Origin of the sequence: Acinetobacter sp. YZS-X1-1, assembly GCF_000804305.1 — a bacterium.
Lineage (GTDB): Bacteria > Pseudomonadota > Gammaproteobacteria > Pseudomonadales > Moraxellaceae > Acinetobacter > Acinetobacter variabilis.
This window is the reverse complement of sequence record NZ_JWHB01000002.1, coordinates 1-23,694: the sequence shown is the minus strand read 5'-3', so window position 1 is coordinate 23,694 and position 23,694 is coordinate 1. Positions and strand designations below refer to the sequence as shown.

24 protein-coding genes are annotated in these 23,694 nt (G+C 43.0%); 11 read left to right on the top strand and 13 right to left on the bottom strand.

The features are described from left to right. Positions 1-109: 109 nt before the first annotated feature. From glyQ to RJ01_RS01375, 6 genes are all read left to right on the top strand, one after another. Positions 110-1,099, top strand: coding sequence for a glycine--tRNA ligase subunit alpha (gene glyQ / locus RJ01_RS01400; RefSeq protein WP_005232423.1), 990 nt, complete (start codon positions 110-112; stop codon positions 1,097-1,099). Beyond that, the gene (gene glyS, locus RJ01_RS01395) at positions 1,099-3,168 is read left to right on the top strand and encodes a glycine--tRNA ligase subunit beta (RefSeq protein WP_034169830.1); all 2,070 of its coding nucleotides are present in this window, start codon (positions 1,099-1,101) and stop codon (positions 3,166-3,168) included. The genes glyQ and glyS overlap by 1 nt, the downstream gene beginning before the upstream one ends. Positions 3,169-3,233: 65 nt before the next feature. Beyond that, positions 3,234-4,187 (top strand): HrgA protein, encoded by a 954-nt coding sequence (locus tag RJ01_RS01390; protein ID WP_171248446.1) that lies wholly within the window; start codon positions 3,234-3,236, stop codon positions 4,185-4,187. A 72-nt stretch (positions 4,188-4,259) separates the two neighbouring features. Further along, entirely contained in the window at positions 4,260-4,649 is a 390-nt protein-coding gene (locus tag RJ01_RS01385; protein WP_034169828.1) for a hypothetical protein, read from the top strand. Positions 4,650-4,882: 233 nt separating this feature from the next. Further along, entirely contained in the window at positions 4,883-5,362 is a 480-nt protein-coding gene (locus RJ01_RS01380) for a hypothetical protein (RefSeq protein ID WP_034169827.1), read from the top strand. 108 nt (positions 5,363-5,470) lie between these two features. Then, a complete protein-coding gene (locus RJ01_RS01375) occupies positions 5,471-5,989 on the top strand; it encodes a hypothetical protein (protein WP_034169826.1) in 519 nt (172 codons plus the stop codon). A 37-nt stretch (positions 5,990-6,026) separates the two neighbouring features. On the opposite strand, the gene RJ01_RS01370 is transcribed toward RJ01_RS01375, so the two are convergent. From RJ01_RS01370 to RJ01_RS01360, 3 genes are all read right to left on the bottom strand, one after another. Beyond that, complete coding sequence (locus RJ01_RS01370) at positions 6,027-6,980, bottom strand: 2-hydroxyacid dehydrogenase (protein WP_034169825.1); 954 nt, start codon at positions 6,978-6,980, stop codon at positions 6,027-6,029. A 92-nt stretch (positions 6,981-7,072) separates the two neighbouring features. Further along, positions 7,073-7,267 carry a hypothetical protein gene (locus tag RJ01_RS01365; RefSeq protein WP_034169824.1) on the bottom strand — a complete coding sequence of 65 codons (195 nt, stop codon included), beginning with the start codon at positions 7,265-7,267 and terminating at the stop codon, positions 7,073-7,075. A 120-nt stretch (positions 7,268-7,387) separates the two neighbouring features. Beyond that, positions 7,388-8,659 (bottom strand): hypothetical protein, encoded by a 1,272-nt coding sequence (locus tag RJ01_RS01360; RefSeq protein ID WP_034169823.1) that lies wholly within the window; start codon positions 8,657-8,659, stop codon positions 7,388-7,390. Between the two features lie 113 nt (positions 8,660-8,772). Between RJ01_RS01360 and RJ01_RS01355 the strand changes: the two genes are divergently transcribed. Together RJ01_RS01355 and RJ01_RS01350 are read left to right on the top strand one after the other, a co-directional pair. Then, positions 8,773-9,549, top strand: a complete 777-nt coding sequence (locus tag RJ01_RS01355) for a class I SAM-dependent methyltransferase (RefSeq protein ID WP_034169822.1) — start codon at positions 8,773-8,775, stop codon at positions 9,547-9,549. Between the two features lie 15 nt (positions 9,550-9,564). Continuing rightward, positions 9,565-10,143 carry a hypothetical protein gene (locus RJ01_RS01350; RefSeq protein ID WP_034169821.1) on the top strand — a complete coding sequence of 193 codons (579 nt, stop codon included), beginning with the start codon at positions 9,565-9,567 and terminating at the stop codon, positions 10,141-10,143. An 83-nt stretch (positions 10,144-10,226) separates the two neighbouring features. Here RJ01_RS01350 and RJ01_RS01345 read toward each other — a convergent pair whose 3' ends face one another. Continuing rightward, complete coding sequence (locus RJ01_RS01345; RefSeq protein WP_034169820.1) at positions 10,227-11,429, bottom strand: TIGR03862 family flavoprotein; 1,203 nt, start codon at positions 11,427-11,429, stop codon at positions 10,227-10,229. A 3-nt stretch (positions 11,430-11,432) separates the two neighbouring features. After that, entirely contained in the window at positions 11,433-12,077 is a 645-nt protein-coding gene (locus RJ01_RS01340) for an SAM-dependent methyltransferase (protein ID WP_171248445.1), read from the bottom strand. Positions 12,078-12,161: 84 nt separating this feature from the next. Here RJ01_RS01340 and RJ01_RS01335 point away from each other — a divergent pair, with 84 nt between their 5' ends. Together RJ01_RS01335 and RJ01_RS01330 are read left to right on the top strand one after the other, a co-directional pair. After that, positions 12,162-12,338, top strand: coding sequence for a DNA gyrase inhibitor YacG (locus tag RJ01_RS01335; RefSeq protein WP_004781766.1), 177 nt, complete (start codon positions 12,162-12,164; stop codon positions 12,336-12,338). A gap of 154 nt (positions 12,339-12,492) precedes the next feature. Next, a complete protein-coding gene (locus RJ01_RS01330) occupies positions 12,493-12,675 on the top strand; it encodes a hypothetical protein (RefSeq protein WP_004781764.1) in 183 nt (60 codons plus the stop codon). 32 nt (positions 12,676-12,707) lie between these two features. Here the strand turns inward: RJ01_RS01330 and RJ01_RS01325 are convergent, their stop codons facing one another. From RJ01_RS01325 to RJ01_RS01305, 5 genes are all read right to left on the bottom strand, one after another. After that, positions 12,708-13,352 (bottom strand): MBL fold metallo-hydrolase, encoded by a 645-nt coding sequence (locus RJ01_RS01325; RefSeq protein ID WP_004781763.1) that lies wholly within the window; start codon positions 13,350-13,352, stop codon positions 12,708-12,710. Between the two features lie 21 nt (positions 13,353-13,373). After that, positions 13,374-14,387, bottom strand: a complete 1,014-nt coding sequence (gene hemH, locus RJ01_RS01320) for a ferrochelatase (protein ID WP_004781761.1) — start codon at positions 14,385-14,387, stop codon at positions 13,374-13,376. Between the two features lie 65 nt (positions 14,388-14,452). After that, on the bottom strand, positions 14,453-15,481 hold the full coding sequence (locus RJ01_RS01315) for a DUF4062 domain-containing protein (protein WP_004781759.1): 1,029 nt from the start codon (positions 15,479-15,481) through the stop codon (positions 14,453-14,455). A gap of 115 nt (positions 15,482-15,596) precedes the next feature. Next, positions 15,597-16,475, bottom strand: a complete 879-nt coding sequence (gene murI / locus RJ01_RS01310) for a glutamate racemase (RefSeq protein ID WP_034169818.1) — start codon at positions 16,473-16,475, stop codon at positions 15,597-15,599. Between the two features lie 49 nt (positions 16,476-16,524). Then, the gene (locus RJ01_RS01305) at positions 16,525-17,136 is read right to left on the bottom strand and encodes a DUF1285 domain-containing protein (protein ID WP_004781755.1); all 612 of its coding nucleotides are present in this window, start codon (positions 17,134-17,136) and stop codon (positions 16,525-16,527) included. Positions 17,137-17,323: 187 nt separating this feature from the next. On the opposite strand from RJ01_RS01305, the gene RJ01_RS01300 reads away from it, so the two are divergent. Then, complete coding sequence (locus tag RJ01_RS01300) at positions 17,324-19,036, top strand: electron transfer flavoprotein-ubiquinone oxidoreductase (protein ID WP_004781753.1); 1,713 nt, start codon at positions 17,324-17,326, stop codon at positions 19,034-19,036. 111 nt (positions 19,037-19,147) lie between these two features. Here the strand turns inward: RJ01_RS01300 and RJ01_RS01295 are convergent, their stop codons facing one another. Genes RJ01_RS01295 through RJ01_RS01285 form a run of 3 tightly spaced genes read right to left on the bottom strand, consistent with a single transcriptional unit; the run spans position 19,148 to position 23,499 of the window. Then, positions 19,148-19,576 (bottom strand): hypothetical protein, encoded by a 429-nt coding sequence (locus RJ01_RS01295; RefSeq protein ID WP_004781752.1) that lies wholly within the window; start codon positions 19,574-19,576, stop codon positions 19,148-19,150. A gap of 18 nt (positions 19,577-19,594) precedes the next feature. Continuing rightward, a complete protein-coding gene (locus RJ01_RS01290) occupies positions 19,595-20,713 on the bottom strand; it encodes a hypothetical protein (RefSeq protein WP_034169817.1) in 1,119 nt (372 codons plus the stop codon). Further along, positions 20,710-23,499, bottom strand: coding sequence for a type VI secretion system Vgr family protein (locus RJ01_RS01285; protein WP_034169816.1), 2,790 nt, complete (start codon positions 23,497-23,499; stop codon positions 20,710-20,712). Before RJ01_RS01285 ends, RJ01_RS01290 begins: the two co-directional genes overlap by 4 nt. Positions 23,500-23,694 lie beyond the last annotated feature (195 nt).

Here is a 23,694-nt window from a genome sequence, read left to right as displayed (position 1 = left end):
GACCATTTTAATTTTTTCCAAAATATTTTCAGCGTATTAACCCTTTGCCACTCCCCTGTAAAATCCTTATAATCAAGCACAATTTTTCTCTAATTTTAAGTGGATGACCATGAGTCGCGCCATATCGCATATTGATACCTTCCAAGGCTTAATTCTTGCCTTACAAAACTACTGGGCGGAGCAAGGCTGCGTCGTGTTACAGCCTTACGACATGGAAATGGGTGCAGGGACATTCCACACTGCAACATTCCTTCGTGCACTAGGTCCTGAAACCTGGAATGCCGCTTATGTTCAGCCATCACGCCGTCCGAAAGATGGCCGTTATGGTGAGAACCCGAACCGTCTGCAACACTACTACCAGTTCCAGGTTGTGCTTAAGCCAAACCCGGACAATATCCAGCAGTTGTACCTGGATTCCTTAAAGGCAATCGGTATTGATCCTTTAGTTCACGACATCCGTTTCGTGGAAGATAACTGGGAATCTCCAACACTGGGCGCGTGGGGTCTAGGCTGGGAAGTTTGGCTAAACGGTATGGAAGTGACTCAGTTCACTTACTTCCAGCAAGTCGGTGGTGTTGAATGCTACCCAGTTACTGGTGAAATCACTTATGGTCTGGAACGTCTAGCAATGTACCTGCAAGGTGTAGACTCAGTTTACGATCTGGTTTGGACCAAAGGTCAGTTCGGTACTGTGACTTATGGCGATGTATTCCATCAAAATGAAGTAGAACAATCGACTTATAACTTCGAATACGCACCAGTAGAAAAAATGTTCGAACTGTTCGACTTCTATGAAGCTGAAGCAACGCGTTTAATCGAAGCTGAACTGCCATTGCCTGCTTATGAGCAAGTAATTAAAGCATCTCATAGCTTTAACCTGCTGGATGCGCGTGGTGCGATCTCTGTGACTGAACGTCAGCGTTATATTTTACGTGTGCGTACTCTGGCACGTTCAATCGCGACCAGCTATGTGGCTGCACGTGCGAAACTTGGTTTCCCAATGGCAGAACCACACCTACGTGACGAAGTCCTGGCTCAGCTTAAAGCTCAGGTAGAAGCAGAAGCAGCTCAAGCAGAAAAATCAGCGGAGAACAAATAATGTCTAAACATACAGTTTTATTTGAACTTGGCTGTGAAGAACTTCCACCAAAAAGCTTGAAAAAATTACGTGATGCATTAAAAGCTGAAACTGAGAAAGGCTTAAAAGATGCCGGTCTGGCTTTCGATGCAATCGAAGCTTATACCGCGCCACGTCGTCTGGCACTTAAAATCATCAACGTTGATGCTGCTCAGGCCGATACGCAAAAACGTTTTGACGGTCCTGCTGTGCAAGCGGCTTATGATGCTGAAGGCAAACCGACCAAAGCGCTTGAAGGCTTTATGCGCGGTCAAGGCATTACGGTTGATCAGGTATCTACTTTCCAAGCCGGTAAAGTTGAAAAAGTCTGCTACCTGAAAGATGTCAAAGGCCAAAGTCTGGACGTTTTACTGCCACAAATCCTGCAACATGCTCTGGATCAATTGCCAATCGCAAAACGCATGCGTTCTGCTGCTAGCCGTACCGAATTTGTTCGTCCGGTGAAATGGGTTGTGTTGTTAAAAGACAGCAATGTGATTGATGCAACCATTCAGGATCACAAAGCAGGCAATGTCACTTATGGTCACCGTTTCCATGCGCCTGAAGCGATTATCCTGGCCAATGCAGATGCGTATCTGGATGCCCTTCGCGCTGCGAAAGTGATTGCATCTTTTGAGGAGCGTCAAGCGATCATTGATCAGCAAGTCAAAGCGCTGGCTGATGAAGTGAATGCGATTGCGATTGTTCCTGCTGATCTTCGCGACGAGGTTACTGCTCTGGTTGAATGGCCGGTAGCATTACGTGCCAGCTTCGAAGAACGCTTCCTTGCCGTTCCTCAAGAAGCGTTAATCACGACTATGCAGGATAACCAGAAATACTTCTGCTTGGTAAATGCCGAAAACAAATTACAACCTTACTTCATTACCGTTTCAAATATTGAGTCTAAAGATCCAACTCAAATTATTGAAGGTAACGAGAAAGTGGTTCGTCCGCGTCTGTCAGATGCTGAGTTCTTCTTCCTGCAAGATCAGAAACAGCCATTAGCTTCTCGTAAAGAGAAACTGGCAAACATGGTATTCCAGGCACAACTGGGTACTTTGTGGAACAAGTCTGAACGTATTGCCAAACTGGCTGTCGCACTTGCTCCGATTACGGGAGCAAAAGATGAAGATGCTGAAAAAGCGGCTCTTCTCGCTAAATGTGACTTAACTTCTGAGCTGGTGGGTGAATTCCCAGAACTTCAAGGTATCGCGGGTACTTACTACGCACGTCTTGAAGGCGAAAATGATGAAGTGGCTGAATCTTTAGGTGAGCAATACTTACCTAAATTCGCAGGTGACGTTCTGCCTAAAACCAAAACTGGTACAACGATTGCGCTTGCTGACCGTCTAGATACTTTAACTGGTATTTTCGGTATTGGTCAGGCACCTACAGGTTCTAAAGACCCGTTTGCGCTACGTCGTTCTGCAATTGGTATTCTGCGTCTGGTCACTGAAAACGAACTTGATGTATCAATTGAAGATCTAATTAAGCTTGCTCTAGCTGCGTATGGCGATGTATTGAAAGACCACGACAAGACTTTGGCAGATGCGGTTACCTTCCTTGAAGGTCGTTACCGTGCGAAATACGAAGACCAAGGCGTTGATGTTGACGTGATTCAAGCAGTTCAAGCGTTATCACCAAAATCTCCACTTGATTTTGACAAACGTGTAAATGCGGTAAATCACTTCCGTGCATTGCCTGAAGCTGCTGCACTTGCTGCTGCGAACAAACGTGTTGCCAACATTCTTGCCAAAGAAGCTGCACCTGAAGGTGCTGTGGTTGAAGCCAATCTGGTGGAAGATGCTGAAAAAGCATTGTTCGCTGAACTGCAAAAAATCACACCAGCGGTTGAGCCACTGTTTGCTTCTAAAGATTACACTGCTGCGTTGTCTGCATTGGCTGCCCTACGTGCGCCAGTAGATGCGTTCTTTGACGGTGTCATGGTGATGGCTGATGATGCTGAACTGAAAGCAAACCGTTTACGTCTGCTTGCTCAGCTTCGTGACCTGTTCACTAAAGTTGCAGATATTTCAGTGCTTCAACACTAAGTCTTAATTAGTTGTAAAGCATATAAGACCCCGCTATAAATTAGTGGGGTTTTTATTTTTTGAATATAATGAAATTATCACAGACACAGAAAGTTGCAGAGTTTTTAAAATCACATCCGAATCAAAAATTTACTTCAAGAGAAATAGCAGAAGCAATTATCCAATTATTTCCTGAAGATTATGAATTCAAAAGATTAAATGATCGATTTGAATCAGACGCAGATTTTGTACAACAAATTGTTCGTGAAATTAGTAGTGGCGCAAAAACCAATATTCTAAAAGTTTCACCACATATTCATATACGTGATCAACCTCGACCAAGACAATTTTGGTTTGATCCTAATTCAACCTATGAAGTAGAACAAGATATTGATAATTTAGTTATTTCTGAAAGTACTGACACTGCAGTCCACTTACCAATAATTAAATTAGATCACTTATCAGAGCACGATCTTTATCCAATTCTTACTGAGTTTTTAAATTCGGAACTTAATCTATATTGTCTTAGAATTGATGAAAAACGTTCAAGAAACACTCGTGGACAGAATGGAAATCAGTGGTTACACCCTGATATTGTTGCCATGCAAGCATTAGATAATCGTTGGAATGACCTTGTTAAAACTTGTGTAAAACATAGTTCTGGACAAAATGTTTGTCTGTGGTCTTTTGAAGTCAAAAAAGAATTAAATAGTTCAAATATCCGTAGTAGCTTTTTCCAAGCTGTGAGTAATTCAAGTTGGGCTAATGAAGGATATTTAGTCGCGACCTCAATATCAACAAGTGAGGTTGAAGAAGAACTTCGGATGCTTTCTGCACTTCATGGAATTGGTGTAATAATTTTAATTCCTGAGAATCCAACTGAAAGTGAAATTTTATTGCCTGCACGACGTCGACAAGAAGTTGACTGGCAATCAATTAATAGAATTCTAAATGAAAACTCAGATTTCAAAAATTTTATAGAACTAGTATCGATTTACTACCAGACTGGCCGTATTCGAACTCAAGACTGGAATCGATAGTTTTATTGCTATAGGCATATCCCTATATATTTCATATACTCATCTCAACAACACTCAACAAGAAAGAAGCGCATGAAATTTCAAACACTCATTATGACGACTCTTGCGGGTATCGCACTTACAGCATGTACATCTCAACCCACCATTCCACAACTGGAACTGGGTGTATTACAGGAAGTACAAAATCTCGAAGTTATTCCAGAAACAACCAACAATAAAGCGAAACTGACTAAATTCCTCGACAAATGCGTGATTGAATTTACTGGCGACATTGGCAACAACCGTTCAATTGAACAATGGTCATTTAAGGGCATGACCCTGATTGATGCCGGCTCAGCAACTTTCCAGCGCGATGGAACCAGCACGGCACAAAAATTTGACCTGCACGATGCGGCGGTACAAAAGAATTTTGTAACTCTGCGCAATCATTTTGCCAAAGATGCCCTGACTCAATGTGACTAAACAAATCGCCCTGTTTTTATCATGAAAATGGGGCTATTTATTTGAATGAATAGAATTTAATCTTTCGCCCGATTTGAACTGCCCTTTCTTCTTCTTAAAAACTATAAATCCTCGCATCAAACTACGCTGAACCTATACTCTCTTCACAGCTTATTCATTGTTTTTGGCTGATTATCCGTTACACTGAAAACCAAACTCAGACCGCTCTTTGACGAATTCGAGGTCGATCCATAATGAATATCAAAACCCCAATTATTTTAACGACAGCTTTAATGTTCTGCGCACCTGTATTTGCACAGACCGAAACCACTCAAACCACCAAACCGATTGCGCCTTATGGTGAGAATCCGAACCTGCTGCATGTGTTTGCCTATAAAGCGCAGGAAGGTGTTATCAATACCGCTGAAAAAGTAGGTGAAGTCACTGAAAAAGGCATTGCCAAAATCAAACCGGGTGTAGACCGTGCCTGGGGCAATACCAAGTCTGTGGCATCGGATACCATCCAGAAAGTAGATGAGGGTGCGACTCAGGCAGCACAGCAAACGGGTCAGAAAATTCAGCAAACCCGAGAAGTCTGGCGCGGCAATTCACAACAGGCGCCGATCGTGCAGCAACCTTTGAGTCAGCCATCTACCGCAACTCAAAATTCATCGGTATCACCACCCCAGTCAGGTTCCGGTACAGCGACCAGTTATGCAGTAGATGATCTTTAAACCATCGCATTGAAAAAAGCCCATTATGGGCTTTTTCTTTTAAGCATTGAAGATAGTTGAGTCTTTCTTTAGACTGAGCTCAAATAAAATCATGAGAAGATAATAAAAATGAAAAAAATTCTCCTCAGCTTTATTGCCGGCATTCTGTGTGACGTAGCCATCCTGTACATCACTTTACTGGTTTCAGGTGAAACCGTGACCTCACTTGCCGCCATTGATGATGAATTATCTTCCATCCCGAGCCTGTCTAGTGCTGCCTCTTATAACCATAAAACCGAAGGCGAAAAAATCCAGCATATTCAAAACCTTGATGAAGCAGAATTTAGACCCGCCTCTGGCAATAATGCCGACCTGTATCGGATCAAGGATATGTGTGAATTAAGAATCGAGACTCAAGGAGATGACATTTATAGTTATCGAACCGCTTATTTTTCGCAGAATCATCTGATTTATATGTTTGAAACCCATTATCGAACATCTTATGACAAGCGTCCCGATGAACGGGTACCCGAATTTAAGCGCGTCTATCAGGAAATTATATTTAACCCCCGGTCTGCACTGGTTCAGAGTGAATTTTTAAAACTGTTGGATAAATACATCACGCCAGAAAACCTAAAAAAATGCTGATCGAATTCGATCAGCATTTTGTTTTTATTTGGTAGTTTTAATTTACCTGACGGATGAGCTGACCTTGCTTAAAGGCTGCTACATTTTCCACCATCTGATCCACAATGCGTTGACGTGCATCGACACTGCCCCAGGCATTGTGCGGTGTGACAATCAGGTTAGGAATTGAGGCATCAAGCAATACATTACCCTCTTTCGGTGGCTCCACGGTAAGCACATCCGTCGCAGCACCGGCAATTTTGCCTTCGCATAAGGCCTGAGCCAAGGCCTGTTCATCGACGATTCCGCCACGTGCACAGTTAATTAAAAATGCGCTTGGTTTCATCGCATCCAGTTCAGCATGACTAATTAAATGACGGGTATCTTCCGTTAAAGGGCAATGTAGGCTTAAAAAATCCACTTGTGGCAATAAATCGACAAATGGAATACGTGAGTCATCTGCCGGACGGTTAGGCAAAGCGGCAATCAGTACTTTCATGCCAAAGGCTTCTGCCAGTCTGGCAACTGCATGGCCTAGCTCGCCATAACCGACAATGCCTAAGGTCTTACCTGCCAGTTCCACAATAGGTGCGCCCAATAGACAGAACTGGCTGGCCTTTTGCCATTCACCCTGCTGTACTGCACGCTGATAAGTCAGAAATGAAGTGGCCAGAGTGAGCATCAGCATAAGGGTATGCTGAGCGACAGCAGAGGTACCATAAGCCTGACAGTTACACACCACAATACCACGTTCCTTGGCCGCAGCCAGATCGACATTATTGGTGCCTGTGGCAGAAATCAGGATCAGTTTCAGTTGAGGACATTGCTGGATGGTTGCCGCGTCAATCATGACTTTGTTGGTAATGATGACATCGACATCGGCCACACGGGACTGAATCTGTGTAGCCGATGTGGCCGGGTATAAGACCAGCTGATCAAATACTGCATGAAGTGCCTGAAAGTCCAAATCCTGTTGGTCTAAAGAAGCATAATCTAAATAAGCGGCTTTCATGGCGCTACCCTCAACCTTGTTTGGCAATTTATTTTGATTGTCATTTAAAACAAGTCCTGCAGGGTTTTCAAGCAACTTACTGTCAGAAGTGGTTAATCTACAGACTTATCAATATGGTTACGCAAAGAACGGCGCACCTTATAAATCACATATACACTGAGAAAGATCAGAAAAATAAGAGAAGAACTGAGCAAGATCATTGCAGGATGCACACTTTCCGCGTGTGCAAAATTAGGCAGCATCAGTCCAAGAATAAAACAAATACTCGTAACTCGTATGGATTGCATATATTTACTCCCTTGTCATATAAACAACCAGGAGCGGTGTGACTATTTTTCATACCGCCTAAGACCATATTAGGCCTTAGCAAACATAAGTCAAGTATTTGTTTTTAGAAAAATTTTTCGTTAGTTCATTTCACTTCGTGTCACAAACTGTGTATTTTTGTCACTTGCGTCAACGAAACCGGAAGCGCCGTATTCATCTGTATGCAAATTTAGATGCTTATAGCTGAACATATAAAAATCAGCATAGCGTTTCATGATAATCGGATGCATGCCTACATTTAATTCATCCTGCTCCTTGACCAGTTTCATGATATGCCGGTCATTCATCACTACCAGATAACGCTCATCATTTAGGTTAATGGTCAGCAAGCCATTACCTTTGGCATAAATCGGAATCAGGAATTTATGGTTCAGTGCAATCGCATCACCGGTATAGCTTTCGATCTTGTTGCTGATGACATTAAAGACCAGCGCATGACCATAGGCATCCAGCAATAACTGACGCTTTTCCTGCGGCAGATTGACGTGAATCCCAAGCTTGAGCAGATCCTGCTGATCGACCTGTTTATTACTCAGCAATTCACGCAAAATCACCTGTTTTTGCGCTGCATCAAAAAACTGGGTATCCAGCAGCAGATCATTATTTTTCAGGATACGTCCTAAAGCAAAACGATGCCTCGGCAAGATATTCTCAATCACCTTGCGATAATAGAACTTGCTGTTTTTCTTGACCCGACGCATTTTCTGGTAGAAATAACTTTCATCATATTCATGCAATAAAAAGTCATACAGCAGCTCGGAGCTGGCCAGAACAGCGATGGCATCATGGCCAGTAAATGGCAGATGCAGTACATGATGCTGCGGAAGTACGGCTTCCAGTTTCAGGTAATGTGCCCGGTCTTCGGTACAATAAGGGTCATAAACCAGAATATATTCCCGTTCCGGACTGACATCTTCTGCCTCGATCCGCATGCCCTCATTTAGCTCGGGCTGATAAAACATGTTGTAGCGGGCATCTTCGACATCTTCCGGATCGATCGAATATTGCGGCACCATCGCGACCACACGCTGAACATTCAGCAGATTGGAATATTTAATCGCGGCATAGCCCCCCATGGAGCCACCATAGGCAATGCGCTGCTGAAACGGCGCAATCAGCTCGGCAATGGCTTGCAACATGTTCCACATGGAACTTTTTGGAAACCAGGATTTATGTTTGGGCATGATTCCCAAAACATTAAATTCAAATTTCGCTAATGATTTTTCGGCATTGATGCTCAAGCCCTTGGCACGGGTAATCAAATCTCCAAATGAAAAAATCAATTCTGAAGATGCCCCCGGCATAAAAATTGCGCGTATATGCTCATCTTCAAAAACAATCTGCTTATCCATAACTTTCCCGTGCTGGTGAATCTAACTTTTCGGCAACAATTCACTCAATGAATAGGGCCGAAAAAGTGAATATGCTATTTTATATCGATGAAAAAGATTAAAAAGCGCAAAATATGACACAATCACTGCATCCTGCAGCTCAACAGGGGTTTAGTGCAGCGGCTGAGCTTTATCAGCAGGTACGTCCTGACTATCCGGCAGATCTTAGTCCGTGGCTCGCCGAGACACTGTCATTGCCTGTAGATGCAAATCTTGTCGATTTGGGAACTGGAACTGGTAAATTTATTCCCTATTTGCGTCCGCTCAGCAGCCACATCACCGCCATTGATCCTGTCCCTGAAATGCTGGCCCAGTTAAAACTGGCACATCCGGATATTCATACCCTTGAAGGGATGAGCCACCAGCTTCCCCTGCCCGATCATAGCGTGAATGCCGTGTTTTGTGCACAGTCATTTCACTGGTTTGCCAATCTGGAAACCTTAAAGGAGCTGGATCGGGTACTTAAACCTCAAGGCTTTCTGGTACTGGTCTGGAACCAGCGTGATATCACAGTCGACTGGGTCAAAGCCCTGGCAGATTATATTGCACCACTGGAAGGCGATACACCACGCTATCATAGTGGTGCCTGGCGTAAAGTATTTGAAGAACAGAATCTCTTTCAGCCTTATGCTGAAACGCAAATGCGCCAGCTGCAGCATGGCCCTGTCGAGCAGGTAGTCTCCAAACGCTTATTGTCAACCAGCTTTATTGCCGCACTACAAAAAGAACAGCAACAACAGCTCAAGCAGCAATTCGAACAAATTATCAAAAACTATACGGACAAGGGTGCAGAAGATATGATTAATTTCCCTTATATCACCTATGTTTATGTATTCAAGAAAAATAATTAGGAACAGGATTCAATCATGCACACCATTCAATTGATGTCACGAACTGCACTTTTCACTGCTGCCATGTTTTTGATGGCCTGTGACCAGAAAAGTTCACAATCTGTAGAACAGCAAGCAACAGAAGACTCTGCATCAGAGGAAATCATGCAGGAATTGAAAACTGGACCCGTGAAAAACTTCCCTAAAACGGAAGATGATCCCCATGATATTGCTGTCTTGAATGACTATGAAGAACGTTTTCAGGAAATGAGCGCGGATCTGGAAGCTGAGCTCAATGGCATGCGCAATGATGACAATCTGACTCCGGAATTTGTCCAGCAACGTCAACGCGATCATGTCCAGTCTTCGCTAAATATGCTCAAAGATCTGGAGCTTAAAACTGAACAGGGCCGTTATATTCAGGGTTTGATGTATCAATACTGGGAACATCAGGAAAAACTGGTGAATAGTCCGAAATCTCAGGCCACTACCGTAAATGAAGCCAGTGAAAATGTAAAAGGTCTGGGCAAATATCTACATGCCCAGGAGCAACTGGAACGTTGGCGTTCACAATATCCAGAGATGACCACTGCAAATAAAGTCCCAGCACAATAAATAATACAGTTCAGGAAGCAGGCACTTCCTGAAATTTTATAAGCAGCACTAAGATTTAATTTTCACTTTCTGAAGAATTCGTATTATTGAGCTTGAACCAGATAGTGCTGCACCCCTTCTGCGGCTGCACGTCCAGTGGCAAAACAGGCAGTGAGTAAATAGCCTCCTGTAGGCGCATCCCAGTCCAGCATCTCACCACATAAGAACACATGGGGATTGGATTTAAGCTGAAGTTGCTCTGACAGAACCTCGCGTTTAACCCCACCTGCACAGCTAATCGCTTCCTGTATAGGACGGAAACCTGTTAATAATATTTTTAGATGCTTCACTTGCTGTGCTAGCTCAGCTGCTTCTTGCCAAAGTGGTTTTGGTACCAGTTCACGCACCAAAGCAGCTTTTGCACCCTCTAAACCTGCTTTCCGCCAGATATTATTCAAAGACTGCTTTTTACTTGGCTGTAATTTTTTAGCCAGCTGCTCAACTGTTTGATCTGGAAAAAGATCCATATTCAGCTGCATTGGCTGCCCCTGTTTCAGCTGTTGACGCAGCCCCCGGCCTTGTTTATAGATCAGACCACTTTCCAGACCATAGTGACTGATCACAATATCACCCATAGTCTTGTCGCCGCCATCAACCCAAGCCTCGACCCGTTTTAGGGGCTGGCCAAAGATCGGCTGCATAAACTTGGACCATGGATATTCCACACCCGCATTACTGGCTTGGAAAGGTTCAATCTCGCTGCAATCAAGCCATGCTTGCCATTTTCCATCACTGCCGAGTTTTGACCATGAAACTGCACCACATGCTAAAACAAGCGCATCAAAGTTTTCTGTGAATGCGCAATCATTTTTTAAATCATGGATCTGTAGCTGATGATTTTTTAGATCTAGAATTTGATGGCGATAATGAAACTGGATGTCATGCTCGGTCAGACGTTTTAGCCAGGCACGCAATAGTGGAGCGGCCTTCATTTCCGTAGGAAAAACTCGACCTGAAGAACCAATATAAGGTTCAATACCAAGATCTCTCATCCAGTTTTGAATCCATATCGCATCCCAGCGTTTGATCCATGGCGCTAACCAGTCCACTTGATCATAACGCTGCACAAACTGTTCGACTAGCTCGGCATGGGAAATATTTAGACCAGTTTTCCCAGCCATCAGAAATTTGCGTGCAGCCGAAGGCTTTTGTTCAAAAACATGCACCTCATAATCAGACTGACTCAGAACTTCTGCAGCCATCAAGCCTGCCGGGCCAGCACCCACAATTGCAATGCGCTTCGTCATGGCTTATTCCGCTGGACTCGCATTCTGCCCTTGTAGCGGCTGAAACTCATCAAAACGCGTTGTATAGCCTTCCGGTTTACTAATAATCAATTGCTGGCACAACTCACCACGTTCTAGATATTTAATTTCAAAATGAGTTCTTGCCGAGTCTTGGCCAATGACTTCTTTAACGAAAGGCAGTTTCCACAGATTTTGAACCTGCTGCTCTGCCTCCTCAATATATTCAGGAATATTACTCGCTAAAGTGATCGTGCCACCAGTTTTTAAACGCGATAATAAAAACTCAAAAAATGGCATATTCAGCCAGCGCTGTGCCGGGTTATGCGGCTCAGGGTTCGGATATAAAATAAAGAACTGTTCGACTTGCGCTGGATAGAGTGCATGCACAATCCAAGGCAAGGCATCAGCATGAACCGTCTGTAAATTCGGTTGTCCTTCCAGTGCATGCTGTTTTTGCATGGCTAAAAATTTTTCTCGAGTTCGCTCGATCGCAATCAGCTTGCTGTTCGGATTGGTCTGAGTGAAGAGCAAAGCATGTTTACCTTTGCCCGCACCGATTTCCACACAAACCGGTTCAGAACTGATACTTTGGAAATCACGAGGCGCATGCATACGCTGTGCTTGAAATTGACGAATCGACATAATCAGATCAAACTAATAAAAACTGTATAAGTCTAACAAGTGCAGTTATATTTGCCTAATCGAAGCTTTATTTTTCTAGGGAGTGCGCTGATGTCGACCACTTTAAAATGTCCACGCTGTGGCAAACTGACCACTTGGGAACATAATGAATTTCGTCCTTTCTGCTCGGAACGATGCAAAATGATTGATCTTGGCGCTTGGGCCAGCGAAGAATACAAACTGCCAACCCAAGATGCTCCAGCGGCTGAATCTTCTGAAGAGGACTGAATTTTTTAAAATATCCCATATCATTAAGCACATCCTAAATAATTACATGATTTTTATAAAAGGCTTGTAGAAAACCAACACAAGTTAACAGCACATATGCCAGTTTAATACTATGTTCTTACGCAGAAATATCACATTATTTTAGAGCAAGAACATGGGCTACATTATTCTAAAGATCATTTTAATTGGGGTAGGAATACTTGCGATATTGTCATTAGGAATAGGCATTTTCCAACAGGATGGCTTATTTATTGTTGTTGGAATTCTCCTTGCCATTATGACTTGGCTGATCTACGCACAAACCCGTCAGTCTTTAAATAATCCTTTTAGCAAATAAAAAGACCAGCTAGGCTGATCTTTTTATCTACTTTAACCCGCTTTTCCTGCAACGAAAGGGTTATGCTGCTTTTCAAAACCAATATTGCTGATCGGACCATGTCCTGAAATAAATTGGGTTTCATCCGGCAGGCTAAAACATTCGCGCTGGATTGAATCGAGTAACTGCTGGTGATCGCCACGCGGGAAATCTGTCCGCCCAATTGAACCTTTAAACAGTACATCCCCTGTCCATAACAAAGCATGATTCTTGTTATAGAACATTACATGACCTGGAGTATGGCCTGGGGCAAAACGTACTTCAAACTCTTCATCACCCAGCTTGAGAACTTCTCCACCTTCCAGCCATTGCGTGACTTCTACTTTTTCCGGAATCGGAAAGCCATAACGGGCAGACACTTCCTGAATCATATCCAGCCAGAATGCATCGTCCTTATGCGGACCAATCACCGGCACATCCCAAACTTTTTTTAAAGCACCAACTGCTCCAGCATGATCGAGATGACCATGAGTCAGCCATAAAGCCTTGACTGTTAAGCCCAGTGCTTCTATTTCCGCTTTTAATTTCTCAGGTTCGCCCCCTGCATCAATCAAAACAGCCTCTTTACTGTCACTATCCCAAAGAATCGAGCAGTTTTGCTGAAATGCAGTCACAGGAACAATTTTGACTTGTAACATAGGATAAGAAACCTCAAAAGATTAATGGGCAAGCGTCTGATTTAATGCTTCAAGATTAGCCTGTAACAGCGTATTGAGCAATTGCACATGATCTTCACGGTTGTTCAAGGCCGGAATATAACTGTAGCTTTCCCCGCCATTAGCCTTGAAGGTCTCCCCATTTTCCATGGCCAGCTCTTCCAGTGTTTCCAGACAGTCAGCCGAAAAAGCCGGACTCATCACCTGAATTGATTTCACGCCCTGTTTGCCCCACTCTTCAATTAAGGCATCCGTATAAGGCTTAACCCACTCCTGTTTACCAAACCGGGACTGGAAACTAATTGCATATTGATCTTCAGATAGACCTAAAGCTTCTGCAACCAGTTTGCCTGTGATCCGGCAACGATCCGCATAAGGATCACCTTTATCGGCATAGGGCTGCGGGATACCATGAAATGACATCAACAGTTTTTCTGGCTGCCCATGAATCGCCTGATAATCCCGAACACTTTGTGCCAGTGACTGGATAAATAAAGGATGCTGATAATAATCGCGGATAATCGACAGACCAGGTAGATTGCGCTGTTTCAGCACCCATTTTGCGACCGCATCATACAGAGGTGCGGTAGAAGTCGCTGAATACTGGGGGAATAACGGAAACAGAATAATATGATCTTGCGGTTGAGCCGAAATCTGATCAAGAACAGCCTGAATATTGGGATTGCCATAGGTCATGGCAGGTACCACATTCAGTTCAAATTGCGGATATTGTTCAATGAGCTTAGCCTTTACTTGACTTACCTGCTGCAGCAGAATCTCACGCATCGGTGAATCCTGGCCCCAGACCTGTGCATAGGCACGGGAAACCCGCTTAGGACGGAACGGTAAAATAAATAAACGCAGGATGAGTTGCCAGATTGGCTTGGGAATTTCAATGACACGCTGATCAGATAAAAACTGCTTCAGGAAATCGCGTACTGCCGGCACAGTCGGTGCATCAGGTGTGCCTAAATTTGCCAATATAATCGTAACTTTCGGTTTAGCTGTAGAAAACATGCAGTACGCCCGTCGTAGTATCAACCTGCTTACTTTAACAGCTTTTTACTTATTCTCTATATGGATTAATACACTGACTTATATTGAAAAGTACGATCTTTATCCAGCAAGTTACTGTCTAGCAGCTTCTGTGCCTTAGGCGTAATCTGCCAAAGCAGACGTTGGCGGTCATCACGGCCCGACGGTATAATCCAGTCATTCTGGCGCATTTGCAATTTCAGGCTATGCAGGGCACGGATATTAATCTGGGCACGGGCTACAGCATGCGCGCGCGGCATTTCCGCTCGTGCATCTGCCAGACCGGTTTCATTCAAATACTCATTCATACGCTTGGAGAAAAATTCCTCCGGCGTTGGATTAATGAATGTAGAACCAAGAATAGCCAGCAATTGTGCCCAGGTCAGTCTTTTCTCAACTTTCAGCTCTTTAAAGTTACCATCCTGATAAGCATGCATACGGTATTCGAAAGAGAAAACTTCATGCATAGACACTTTCGGCAGGCTCAGGAAAGGATCCACTTCACGTGTCCCCCCATCGCGTTCCAGTTGGGCCACTTTGGCTTTGAGCTGGTCAATCTCGTCATGCAAGGCTTGAGTATTCTGCGGACGTACCCAGCCACTTACCGGATAGCGTTCCAGCATTTGCGGCATGTTCAAACGTACCGCCATTTCCAGATCACGCAAGGTGCGATAGCAAAAGACCTGATCAGCTTCCTGCTGCAATAACTGACGAAATTCTTTAAATTTTTCTTGTAATTCAGGTTTCGTATCGTGCAATGAAGGATCACGTGAAGCCGGATCTTCATGCATAAATACAATAATCGGTTTCTGCTTGGTCACAGCATAAATATATTCCAGGTGCATATAACCCACACCGGAAACCGACTGCTCACCATACTGGCTACCCAGCAGAATCACCACATAATCACAGTCATCAATCTGGCGACGCGCAAATGCAGTATTTAAAGGAGTGCGTTGTTCCAGCCCCCAGGAAAAGAAACCCATGCCGACCAAAGTTTGTGACAAGATGATCCGCTCTGGCTGCATTTCTGCACCAGAGGTGGAGATAAACACCTGATAACGTTTATCGAGCATTGATTATCCTCTTTTACTGCGCATTGATCTGGCCGGCTACACCCTGCCCTGACACAATATGACGACCCCAGTATAAAAATATATCTTTGAAAATTATAAGATGAGTGATGGTCGCCTAGCTGACTTCTGTCTCCATATTGCTGACCTGCCATTTAATATCGGCTGGAATCAGATGCCCTAAAATCGGCTGGAGCTGTTCAGCATTTTGACCACTAACCACAAGTCGGATTTTCAGACTGTCCTTGCACTCATGTTCAAATAATAACCCATTTTTAATCAAAATTCGGGCCGTTTGTCTCGCAACCGCGAATCCTGAGTCAATTAATGTCAGCTTTTGACCAAAAATATACTGAATTGACGATTTTAGGAAGGGGTAATGTGTACATCCTAGCACCAAATAATCAGCACCCTGATCAACAACCGGTTGTAAAATCTGAGTTAATGTCGCTAGACACTCAGGACTCATCTGTTGGCCGGCTTCTACAAAAGGCACCAGATCCAGACAGGTCACCGGAATCACTTTGACCTTTGCCGGCTCGGCAAAACGGGTCATGACATCCTTAATCAGCTGGCCACGAAAGGTTGCAGGTGTGGCCAGAACGGCCACCGTTTTGGATTGGGTATTGAGGACTGCAGGTTTTAGCGCTGGCACCAGACCAATGATCGGAAAGTTTTCACCGTAATGCTCACGTAAATAATCCAGGCTAAAAGCAGAAGCGGTATTACAGGCGACGACTGCAACTTTACAGCCTTCACGATACAGCCATTCAATCGCTCGCGCAGTCAGGTCACGGATTTCCTGATCTTTACGCGGTCCGTAAGGTACGTAAGCCGTGTCGGCATAATAAACAAAGCGCTCATTGGGCAAATACCGGGCAATTTCCAAAGCAACCGATAACCCTCCTACACCAGAATCAAAGATCCCGATAGGTGCATCAGCACTGGCTTTAGGCATGGGATCTACTAAGGGATAAATCGGTTGGATAGCGCTCATAACGTTGCTAGTTGCTTGTTTCAAATGACCTTGCGACAAAGCTTAAACCTCAGGTGCTTAAATGCAAGTCTAAATCACCACTTTTCAAGCTTAAAACCGTCTCTCCAGCAGCATTTTCACCGAGTTCGCCCATCTCCACCAGATGTAAAAAAGCAGCCCGCTGAATCAGCGCATTGATTCCAAAACGGACATGCACATAAGGACGCAATTCATCCTGATACTGACGCATAAAGATAGGATGTTCGCTATCGACAATAATGATGTCCTGAGTTGTGGTGGTTAATTGCAGGTAAGTCTTGCCTTCAATCTCGACCTGATCCACCTGATTCACAAACAAAGGTTCATCTTCGACCTCGATTTCAATCATTTCAACCGGCGTTTTTAGATAGAATTTTCCTTCTTCTTTCCAGAGTACCGTTGAAAACAGGTCTATCATCGGCTGACGCTTAATCAATTGACCTTCGTGCCACCATTCTCCATTGGCCAAAACCTTGAGATCCATTGCCCCACAATGCTTTGGCTGCCATTGATCCAAAGGCGGGATTGACCTTTTGTGACTGCCCTGTGCATCTTTTAAGTATTGTGCGATATCCATTAAATTTTTATCATCGCTAGAAGCTACTTTTTTCGTCGGATTTTTCTCGGGTGCTGACTTATTCATATAAAGAAGACCTTGATGACGGAAAAATAATATGTTTCAGCCAATTGGCTTAACCTGGGTTTAAAACTATACTAGCCCAGATGCTTAAAGACACTACTATTTTTGTGTCTAGGAATTCAGAACACTCATGGCAGCACCCAATCATCCGATTATGGTTGCCACCGAATAGAAATATGAGGAGTCCTACATGGAACACATCGAACGTGAATCGATGGAGTTTGACGTTGTGATCGTAGGTGCGGGTCCTGCCGGCCTGTCTGCTGCAATCAAGATCCGTCAACTTGCAATTGAAAACAATTTAAATGATCTGTCCGTTTGTGTCGTAGAAAAAGGCTCCGAAGTCGGTGCACATATTCTTTCAGGTGCTGTGCTTGAACCACGTGCCATGAACGAGCTGTTCCCGAACTGGAAAGAAGAAGGTGCGCCTTTAAATGTGCCAGTCACAGAAGATAAAACTTTCTTCCTTCTTTCAGATGAAAAATCACAAGAAGCCCCGCACTGGATGGTGCCGAAAACCATGCACAATGATGGCAACTATGTCATCTCTCTGGGCAACGTGGTGCGCTGGTTAGGCCAGAAAGCTGAAGAGCTGGAAGTATCGATCTTCCCGGGCTTTGCTGCTTCAGAAATTCTGTATCATGAAGATGGTACGGTGAAAGGTATCCAAACCGGTGACATGGGGATTGGTAAAGATGGCGAACCAACACATAACTTTGCGCCAGGTTATGAGTTGCATGCCAAATACACCATTTTTGCTGAAGGCTGTCGCGGTCACTTAGGCAAACGTCTAATCCAGAAATTCAATCTGGACAAAGATGCTGATCCACAGCACTACGGTATCGGCATTAAAGAACTCTGGGAAATTGATCCTGCCAAGCATAAACCAGGCCTGGTAATGCACGGTGCTGGCTGGCCTTTATCTGAAACTGGTTCTTCAGGTGGCTGGTGGTTATACCATGCTGAAAATAACCAGGTGACGTTAGGCATGATTGTGGATCTTTCTTATGAAAATCCACACATGTATCCATTCATGGAAATGCAGCGCTGGAAAACCCATCCTCTGATTAAACAGTACTTGGAAGGCGGTAAGCGTATTTCTTATGGTGCGCGTGCGGTAACTAAAGGTGGCTTTAACTCTCTGCCGAAATTCACCTTCCCGGGTGGTTCACTCATTGGTGATGATGCGGGCTTCCTGAACTTTGCCAAGATCAAAGGCTCACATACTGCCATGAAATCCGGCATGCTCTGCGGTGAAGCGGTATTTGAAGCGATTGCTGCCGGTGTGGAAAAAGGTGGTGACCTGGCGATTGCACGTGTGACTGAAGGTGAAGACTTCTTTGTAAAAGAGTTGACTGCTTATCCAGACAAGTTCAACAACAGCTGGCTGAAAGAAGAGTTATATAGCGCACGTAACTTTGGCCCGGCAATGCACAAGTTCGGTCAATGGATGGGTGGTGCATTCAACTTCATCGACCAGAACGTGTTTAAAGTGCCATTCACCCTGCATGATCTGGTGCCAGACTTTAAAACTCTGAAAACGGTTGATGCAGTGAACTTCAAGCCGAACTATCCAAAACCGGATGGCAAGCTGACCTTTGACCGTCTGTCTTCTGTGTTTGTATCGAATACGGTGCATGAAGAAAACCAGCCTGCGCATTTAAAACTGACCGATGCTTCGATTCCAGTAGATGTCAACTTGCCAAAATGGGATGAGCCTGCACAGCGCTACTGCCCGGCGGGTGTTTACGAAATCATGGAGAATGATGACGGTTCAAAACGTTTCCAGATCAATGCAGCGAACTGTGTGCACTGCAAGACCTGTGACATCAAAGATCCATCTCAGAATATCACCTGGGTAACACCGGAAGGTGGCGGTGGTCCGAACTACCCGAATATGTAATACTTAGTTAGCTTGCATAAGCCTCTAAAATAATTAATTACTTTAGAGGCTTTTTTTATATTTATAAGATTATGAAATAAACATCATTAAATTTTTTTGTGCAAGAAAAAATTAGTATTTAATAGATTTAAATATTTTATCTGCATCATGGCGCTGCCAAATATGAAATAGGCTGTTATGGGTACCATTCATAGCTTTTAATATTTCTGCTTGGGTTTGAACTGAGTTGTAACCTTCTATTTTTTTATTAAGAACCTCAAAAAATAATTTATCTGTATTATTTAATTCATTTGGTATATCAATAATGTCTTTTATTGTTTGCACAGTCCAGATTGGTTGAGGGAGTAAATCTTCCTCATAAACCATAATAGATATCCTTACTATGTCTATATAAGGTATTTTTATTATTACATCATCTATATTTACACCCACAATCTGATCATGCTCTAGGCTAAAATTTTTAATTTTAGTTTTATAATTATTCGCATCTAAATTTTTATTAGCTTCTTTTCTTACTAACCTTTTAAAAAACTTAAACATACAGGCTACCTACTGGAATTAAAATAAAGTCCATTCTGTAAAAGCTTCCAACTCTTCATCATAAGCTTCAACTAATTTATATGCTCCATACCCTCCCGCTAGACTGCCAATTATTACACCTACTGTTGAACATATGGGAGACCCGGGGCCACAAATTCCTCCTGCAATAGCGCCGCTCACAGCGCCAGCTGCCACTCCTGAGCCTATGGTTGCGACTTCTTTATAAAATTCCTTTTCTTTATTCTCAGCTGAATAAATCTCATACCAAGCATAGGAAATTGAAATAACTACAATTACTCTGCCTAGTGGTTTCATATACTTTGCTGCTTTATCAAAGGTTCCATGGGATGACCCTGATCCTTTAACTACACTATAAAAAACTTTATTTTTATCTGCTGTTGAAAGCGCCTGAAAATATGAATTTCTTGTACCTATTGATGCTTTTACATAATTATCCAAGGTTTGTCTTGACTGATCTTTCAGTTTTTTCCATTTATCAGGATCTTTTAATTTCAATGCATAATATTCTAAGAATTGATCTAAACTTTTAGCCGCTATTTTTTCTTTTTGTGATACTGCTAACGCGATTGGAGAATTCTTTTTCCTAGTCTGTTCTAAAATATCATTTCTTAATGTATGAGCCTCTTTCGAAGCGTCTTTTACAGTCATTCTTCCATTTTCGACATCCTTTAAGTAATCATGACTCATTTTTTTAATTGCTTTCATATAAGCAATTCTTAAGGAGCTATCATGATCTAAAAAGTTATTACTAAAGTAAAGTGCTGTACCATGTAAAGCTTCAAGTGCTATTTCTAATTCATTTTTAACTTTAACAGGTACTTTATTTGATTCTGCTTGTTTTGTTGTACCTGTAGTTGATTTTAATTTATATATCGATTTATTAAATTCGCCATTTTCTAGTGCGGGAACACGCACTCTGGCGATTTTTGAATTATTTAAAATTAACTCTATAAAGATTAAATCTAATTTATTGCAATTATAGATTTTGGTACAACCATTCGGATCAATTTTTCCTCCATAACTTTTTTGAGTTGTCGTATTTAGTAAGGTATAGCTTAATTTTGATAAAAGGTCTTTATTATCACAGAATACTTTTAAACGAGCCGTATAAGTCATTCTTCTAACTCCGATATCTCTGCATCATATTTATGCACCATAACCGTATATTTTTCTTCCTTATTTTCTGAAGTAACTCTAATAATTCCATCTTTGGGAATCTCTCCTGTTCGTACATTCTCCTTAGAATCGATAAGACTAAAAATTGGAGAGCTTTCTAATAATTTATTGTTTATTTTATGTCGCACATCGAACTCTAAAACATAGGAACTATTATGTGAGGCAGGGAGATAGGGAATATCATTTATTACCTTTTCCCCTGATAAAAATTGATGTTGTCCTGCCTTCATCTCAAACTGACCACCTGTCGTCGGCAAAATTCCGGCACTACTGATTTCAATTTGAGAACCGCCCGCAGTTAAAACAATTTCCTTCGCTGCTGTAATTTCGATCTGATCTTCAGTAGAAACAACTTTGATACCTTTACGCGCATTAATATCCATCCCATCATTTTGCGCCTGTAGTTCAACTTTGCCTTTTGCGGCATAAGCTCTTAAGCCTTGTTGGGCTGCAAACAGACTCACTTTAGAAGAGGCATGACCAATAATCTTTTTCTGCGAACTTAGGTTAATACTGTCCGCTGCCTGGTGGCTAATTTGACCTTCCGCAAACAAATGAATATCCTGCTGAGTACTCAGCGCAATGGATTTTGGTGCTGTCAGAATCATGATTGCCTGTTTAAAGGCAGCTGCTTTGTCTTGATCTTGCTGTTCAATTTGCTCAATAAAGCTTTTTAGGGTCTCAAAGATTTCAAGCGGATCAGTTTGCTGGTTTTTAGCAACATCACTCAGTGCTTGGCTCATCTGCAAGCCTGATTCAAGCTGGCTTTTCGCTGGTTCAGCATCCATATGTGAACCATCTGCAGCTTGCTGTTTATGAGCCGAAATCAATAACCCTTCACCTGCACGGACTGCACCTGATTGATCAGTTCTAAGTTCAAAACCTTCACCCCGTCCTTCACTTTCCGCCTGTTCTTTCGGATGACTCAAGTTACCCAGATTGAGCTGACTGGCAGCTTGATTACTATATAACTGTATACTGATCTGGCCAGTCGTATCATCAAAACGTAGCTGGTTAAAGCCTTGCCCCTGTACTTCTTGCGAGCGAATACCACTGAGTTTTTTGGTGTCTGGTAGTTGTCCTTTTTGATCAAACTTCGTCGGAGAACGCTGGCCTTCATGAATCCGACCTACCACAAAAGGCCGATCAATATTGCCATCGAAAAAGTCGACGGCCACAATTTCACCAATGCGTGGCAAGAAACGGACCCCATAACCTATACTTGCCCACGGGGTCAGAACATCTACCCAGGCTGAATCTGTATCACTGTCATTGCTGCCTGCGCCACCATCGTGAGCATGGTCATTCGGACGAGTGAACAGAAAACGGATTTTGATCCGCCCCCATTCATCCACATAAATTTCTTCATCTTCTGGCCCGACTACCTTGGCGCGTTGCGGATAGGCCTGTGGCCGCTGCAATAAAGGCTGGTATTCAGGGACCAAGTGGATATGGCGACGTTGTAAGACTAGCTGGTTGGCCTGACGCTCACCTGCGTCCTTGAATTCTGTCATCTTCCAGCAGCTTTGCTGAATTAAAGCATGGACCTGCTCATTTAAGTCTTTAGGCAAATTATTCTGGTTATAAAATTTCTTGGAGATGATTAAAAATTCTTTATCTACTGCTGGATGCTGGTCAATTTCAGGATGCTGATCCAGCCGAAACCAGTAACCCACTTGGGCATCACGTACTGTGGATGTTGCTAAAAATTGTTTGGCCTGTGCAGCATAGAAATGCTGCAAATTTTGGTTTATTTTTTCGATTTGTGCATCTGAGGCTGGAGTTGCCTGATCTGCATGCCTGAGATCAGTGAGCCATGCCGGACTGATGTTCCAGGCCTGTTCCAATGCCAGGCTGGCATTATCCTGAACCTGACTCTGCTGGTGCTTGCTTTGTACTGAACCAACGCCTTCTTCCTGATTCAAGTGATCGGCATGCCAGCGCTGGATATGTACAGCGGTCGGCTGCAACTGTCGTTTTGCAATAATACTGGTAATGCTATCTTCTTGTTCAGTAGCACTGGAACGATGGAAACGGATCGCCCTGCGGCTTAAAGCTTGGTAGTGGCTATTATCATCAACTAATCTAAGCTTTTGCGCTGCAATCTGTGCAGATGAATGCACGACTATAAACTCAGACTCATCAATCAACCAGTTAATCCCTTCACTACGCCATAAACGGGTTAAAAAGTCATAGTCGCTTTCATTCAATTGCATAGTAAAAGGACGCACATCATAAGTTTGCTGCAAACCGGATAAATCCAGCTTGAGTGCAGCCGCAAACAATGGACTCTTACGCTGCCATTCTTTGAATAAGATTTCAGTAATCTCTCGAACACTTTTGTCCATGAACACACGACTATTACGGCGTTTATGCCATAGCGACGTTGCATCTTCTAGGATGAGTTTATAAAGCGTTAATGCGCCATCACTCTGTCCCTGAGTTGCTGCAGTAATAATTCCGGAACTGCGAAATAACTGTCTTTGATCCGTAACCTGATCTATCGCTACTTGAGTTCCAATAAATTCTTTAAGGGGAATCAAGGCATTAGTCGACACACAAATCAGCTCAATCTTTAGTCCCTGATTCAGGGCATGTTGGCCATCAATACGTTGCAGAAAAACTTCGGAATTAAGTTTTTGATGGGAAAACTGAACAAGCAAAGCACGCTTCTGTGCACTAAAACCCAATTGCTCTAATACTTGAGCGATATGATTTTTTATCATTTTTAATTGTTATAAATATTTTTACGGCATTATAGTGAATTATTTATATCCAGCCTAGGTTCATTGGTCTGGCCATGGTTCCGATTCATCACTGTAATTCTGGAAGAGGCTTGAATATCAAATTTTTTATTTTCTGAAAGTCAGGAATTTCAAGCCGATCAAGTATTCAAAAAAATAGTTTTTTTAATTTTAGGG

Coding starts and splice junctions, on each gene's coding strand:
- RJ01_RS01360 (WP_034169823.1), bottom strand. CDS start 8,659: ATGGATAAGCAGATTGTTTTTGAAGATGAGCATATACGCGCAATTTTT.
- RJ01_RS01345 (WP_034169820.1), bottom strand. CDS start 11,429: ATGACGAAGCGCATTGCAATTGTGGGTGCTGGCCCGGCAGGCTTGATG.
- RJ01_RS01285 (WP_034169816.1), bottom strand. CDS start 23,499: ATGATAAAAAATCATATCGCTCAAGTATTAGAGCAATTGGGTTTTAGT.
- RJ01_RS01355 (WP_034169822.1), top strand. CDS start 8,773: ATGACACAATCACTGCATCCTGCAGCTCAACAGGGGTTTAGTGCAGCG.
- RJ01_RS01295 (WP_004781752.1), bottom strand. CDS start 19,576: ATGTTTAAGTTTTTTAAAAGGTTAGTAAGAAAAGAAGCTAATAAAAAT.
- RJ01_RS01305 (WP_004781755.1), bottom strand. CDS start 17,136: ATGAATAAGTCAGCACCCGAGAAAAATCCGACGAAAAAAGTAGCTTCT.
- RJ01_RS01335 (WP_004781766.1), top strand. CDS start 12,162: ATGTCGACCACTTTAAAATGTCCACGCTGTGGCAAACTGACCACTTGG.
- RJ01_RS01315 (WP_004781759.1), bottom strand. CDS start 15,481: ATGCTCGATAAACGTTATCAGGTGTTTATCTCCACCTCTGGTGCAGAA.
- RJ01_RS01290 (WP_034169817.1), bottom strand. CDS start 20,713: ATGACTTATACGGCTCGTTTAAAAGTATTCTGTGATAATAAAGACCTT.
- RJ01_RS01300 (WP_004781753.1), top strand. CDS start 17,324: ATGGAACACATCGAACGTGAATCGATGGAGTTTGACGTTGTGATCGTA.
- RJ01_RS01365 (WP_034169824.1), bottom strand. CDS start 7,267: ATGCAATCCATACGAGTTACGAGTATTTGTTTTATTCTTGGACTGATG.
- RJ01_RS01370 (WP_034169825.1), bottom strand. CDS start 6,980: ATGAAAGCCGCTTATTTAGATTATGCTTCTTTAGACCAACAGGATTTG.
- murI (WP_034169818.1), bottom strand. CDS start 16,475: ATGAGCGCTATCCAACCGATTTATCCCTTAGTAGATCCCATGCCTAAA.
- RJ01_RS01325 (WP_004781763.1), bottom strand. CDS start 13,352: ATGTTACAAGTCAAAATTGTTCCTGTGACTGCATTTCAGCAAAACTGC.
- hemH (WP_004781761.1), bottom strand. CDS start 14,387: ATGTTTTCTACAGCTAAACCGAAAGTTACGATTATATTGGCAAATTTA.
- RJ01_RS01330 (WP_004781764.1), top strand. CDS start 12,493: ATGGGCTACATTATTCTAAAGATCATTTTAATTGGGGTAGGAATACTT.
- glyQ (WP_005232423.1), top strand. CDS start 110: ATGAGTCGCGCCATATCGCATATTGATACCTTCCAAGGCTTAATTCTT.
- glyS (WP_034169830.1), top strand. CDS start 1,099: ATGTCTAAACATACAGTTTTATTTGAACTTGGCTGTGAAGAACTTCCA.
- RJ01_RS01375 (WP_034169826.1), top strand. CDS start 5,471: ATGAAAAAAATTCTCCTCAGCTTTATTGCCGGCATTCTGTGTGACGTA.
- RJ01_RS01385 (WP_034169828.1), top strand. CDS start 4,260: ATGAAATTTCAAACACTCATTATGACGACTCTTGCGGGTATCGCACTT.
- RJ01_RS01350 (WP_034169821.1), top strand. CDS start 9,565: ATGCACACCATTCAATTGATGTCACGAACTGCACTTTTCACTGCTGCC.
- RJ01_RS01380 (WP_034169827.1), top strand. CDS start 4,883: ATGAATATCAAAACCCCAATTATTTTAACGACAGCTTTAATGTTCTGC.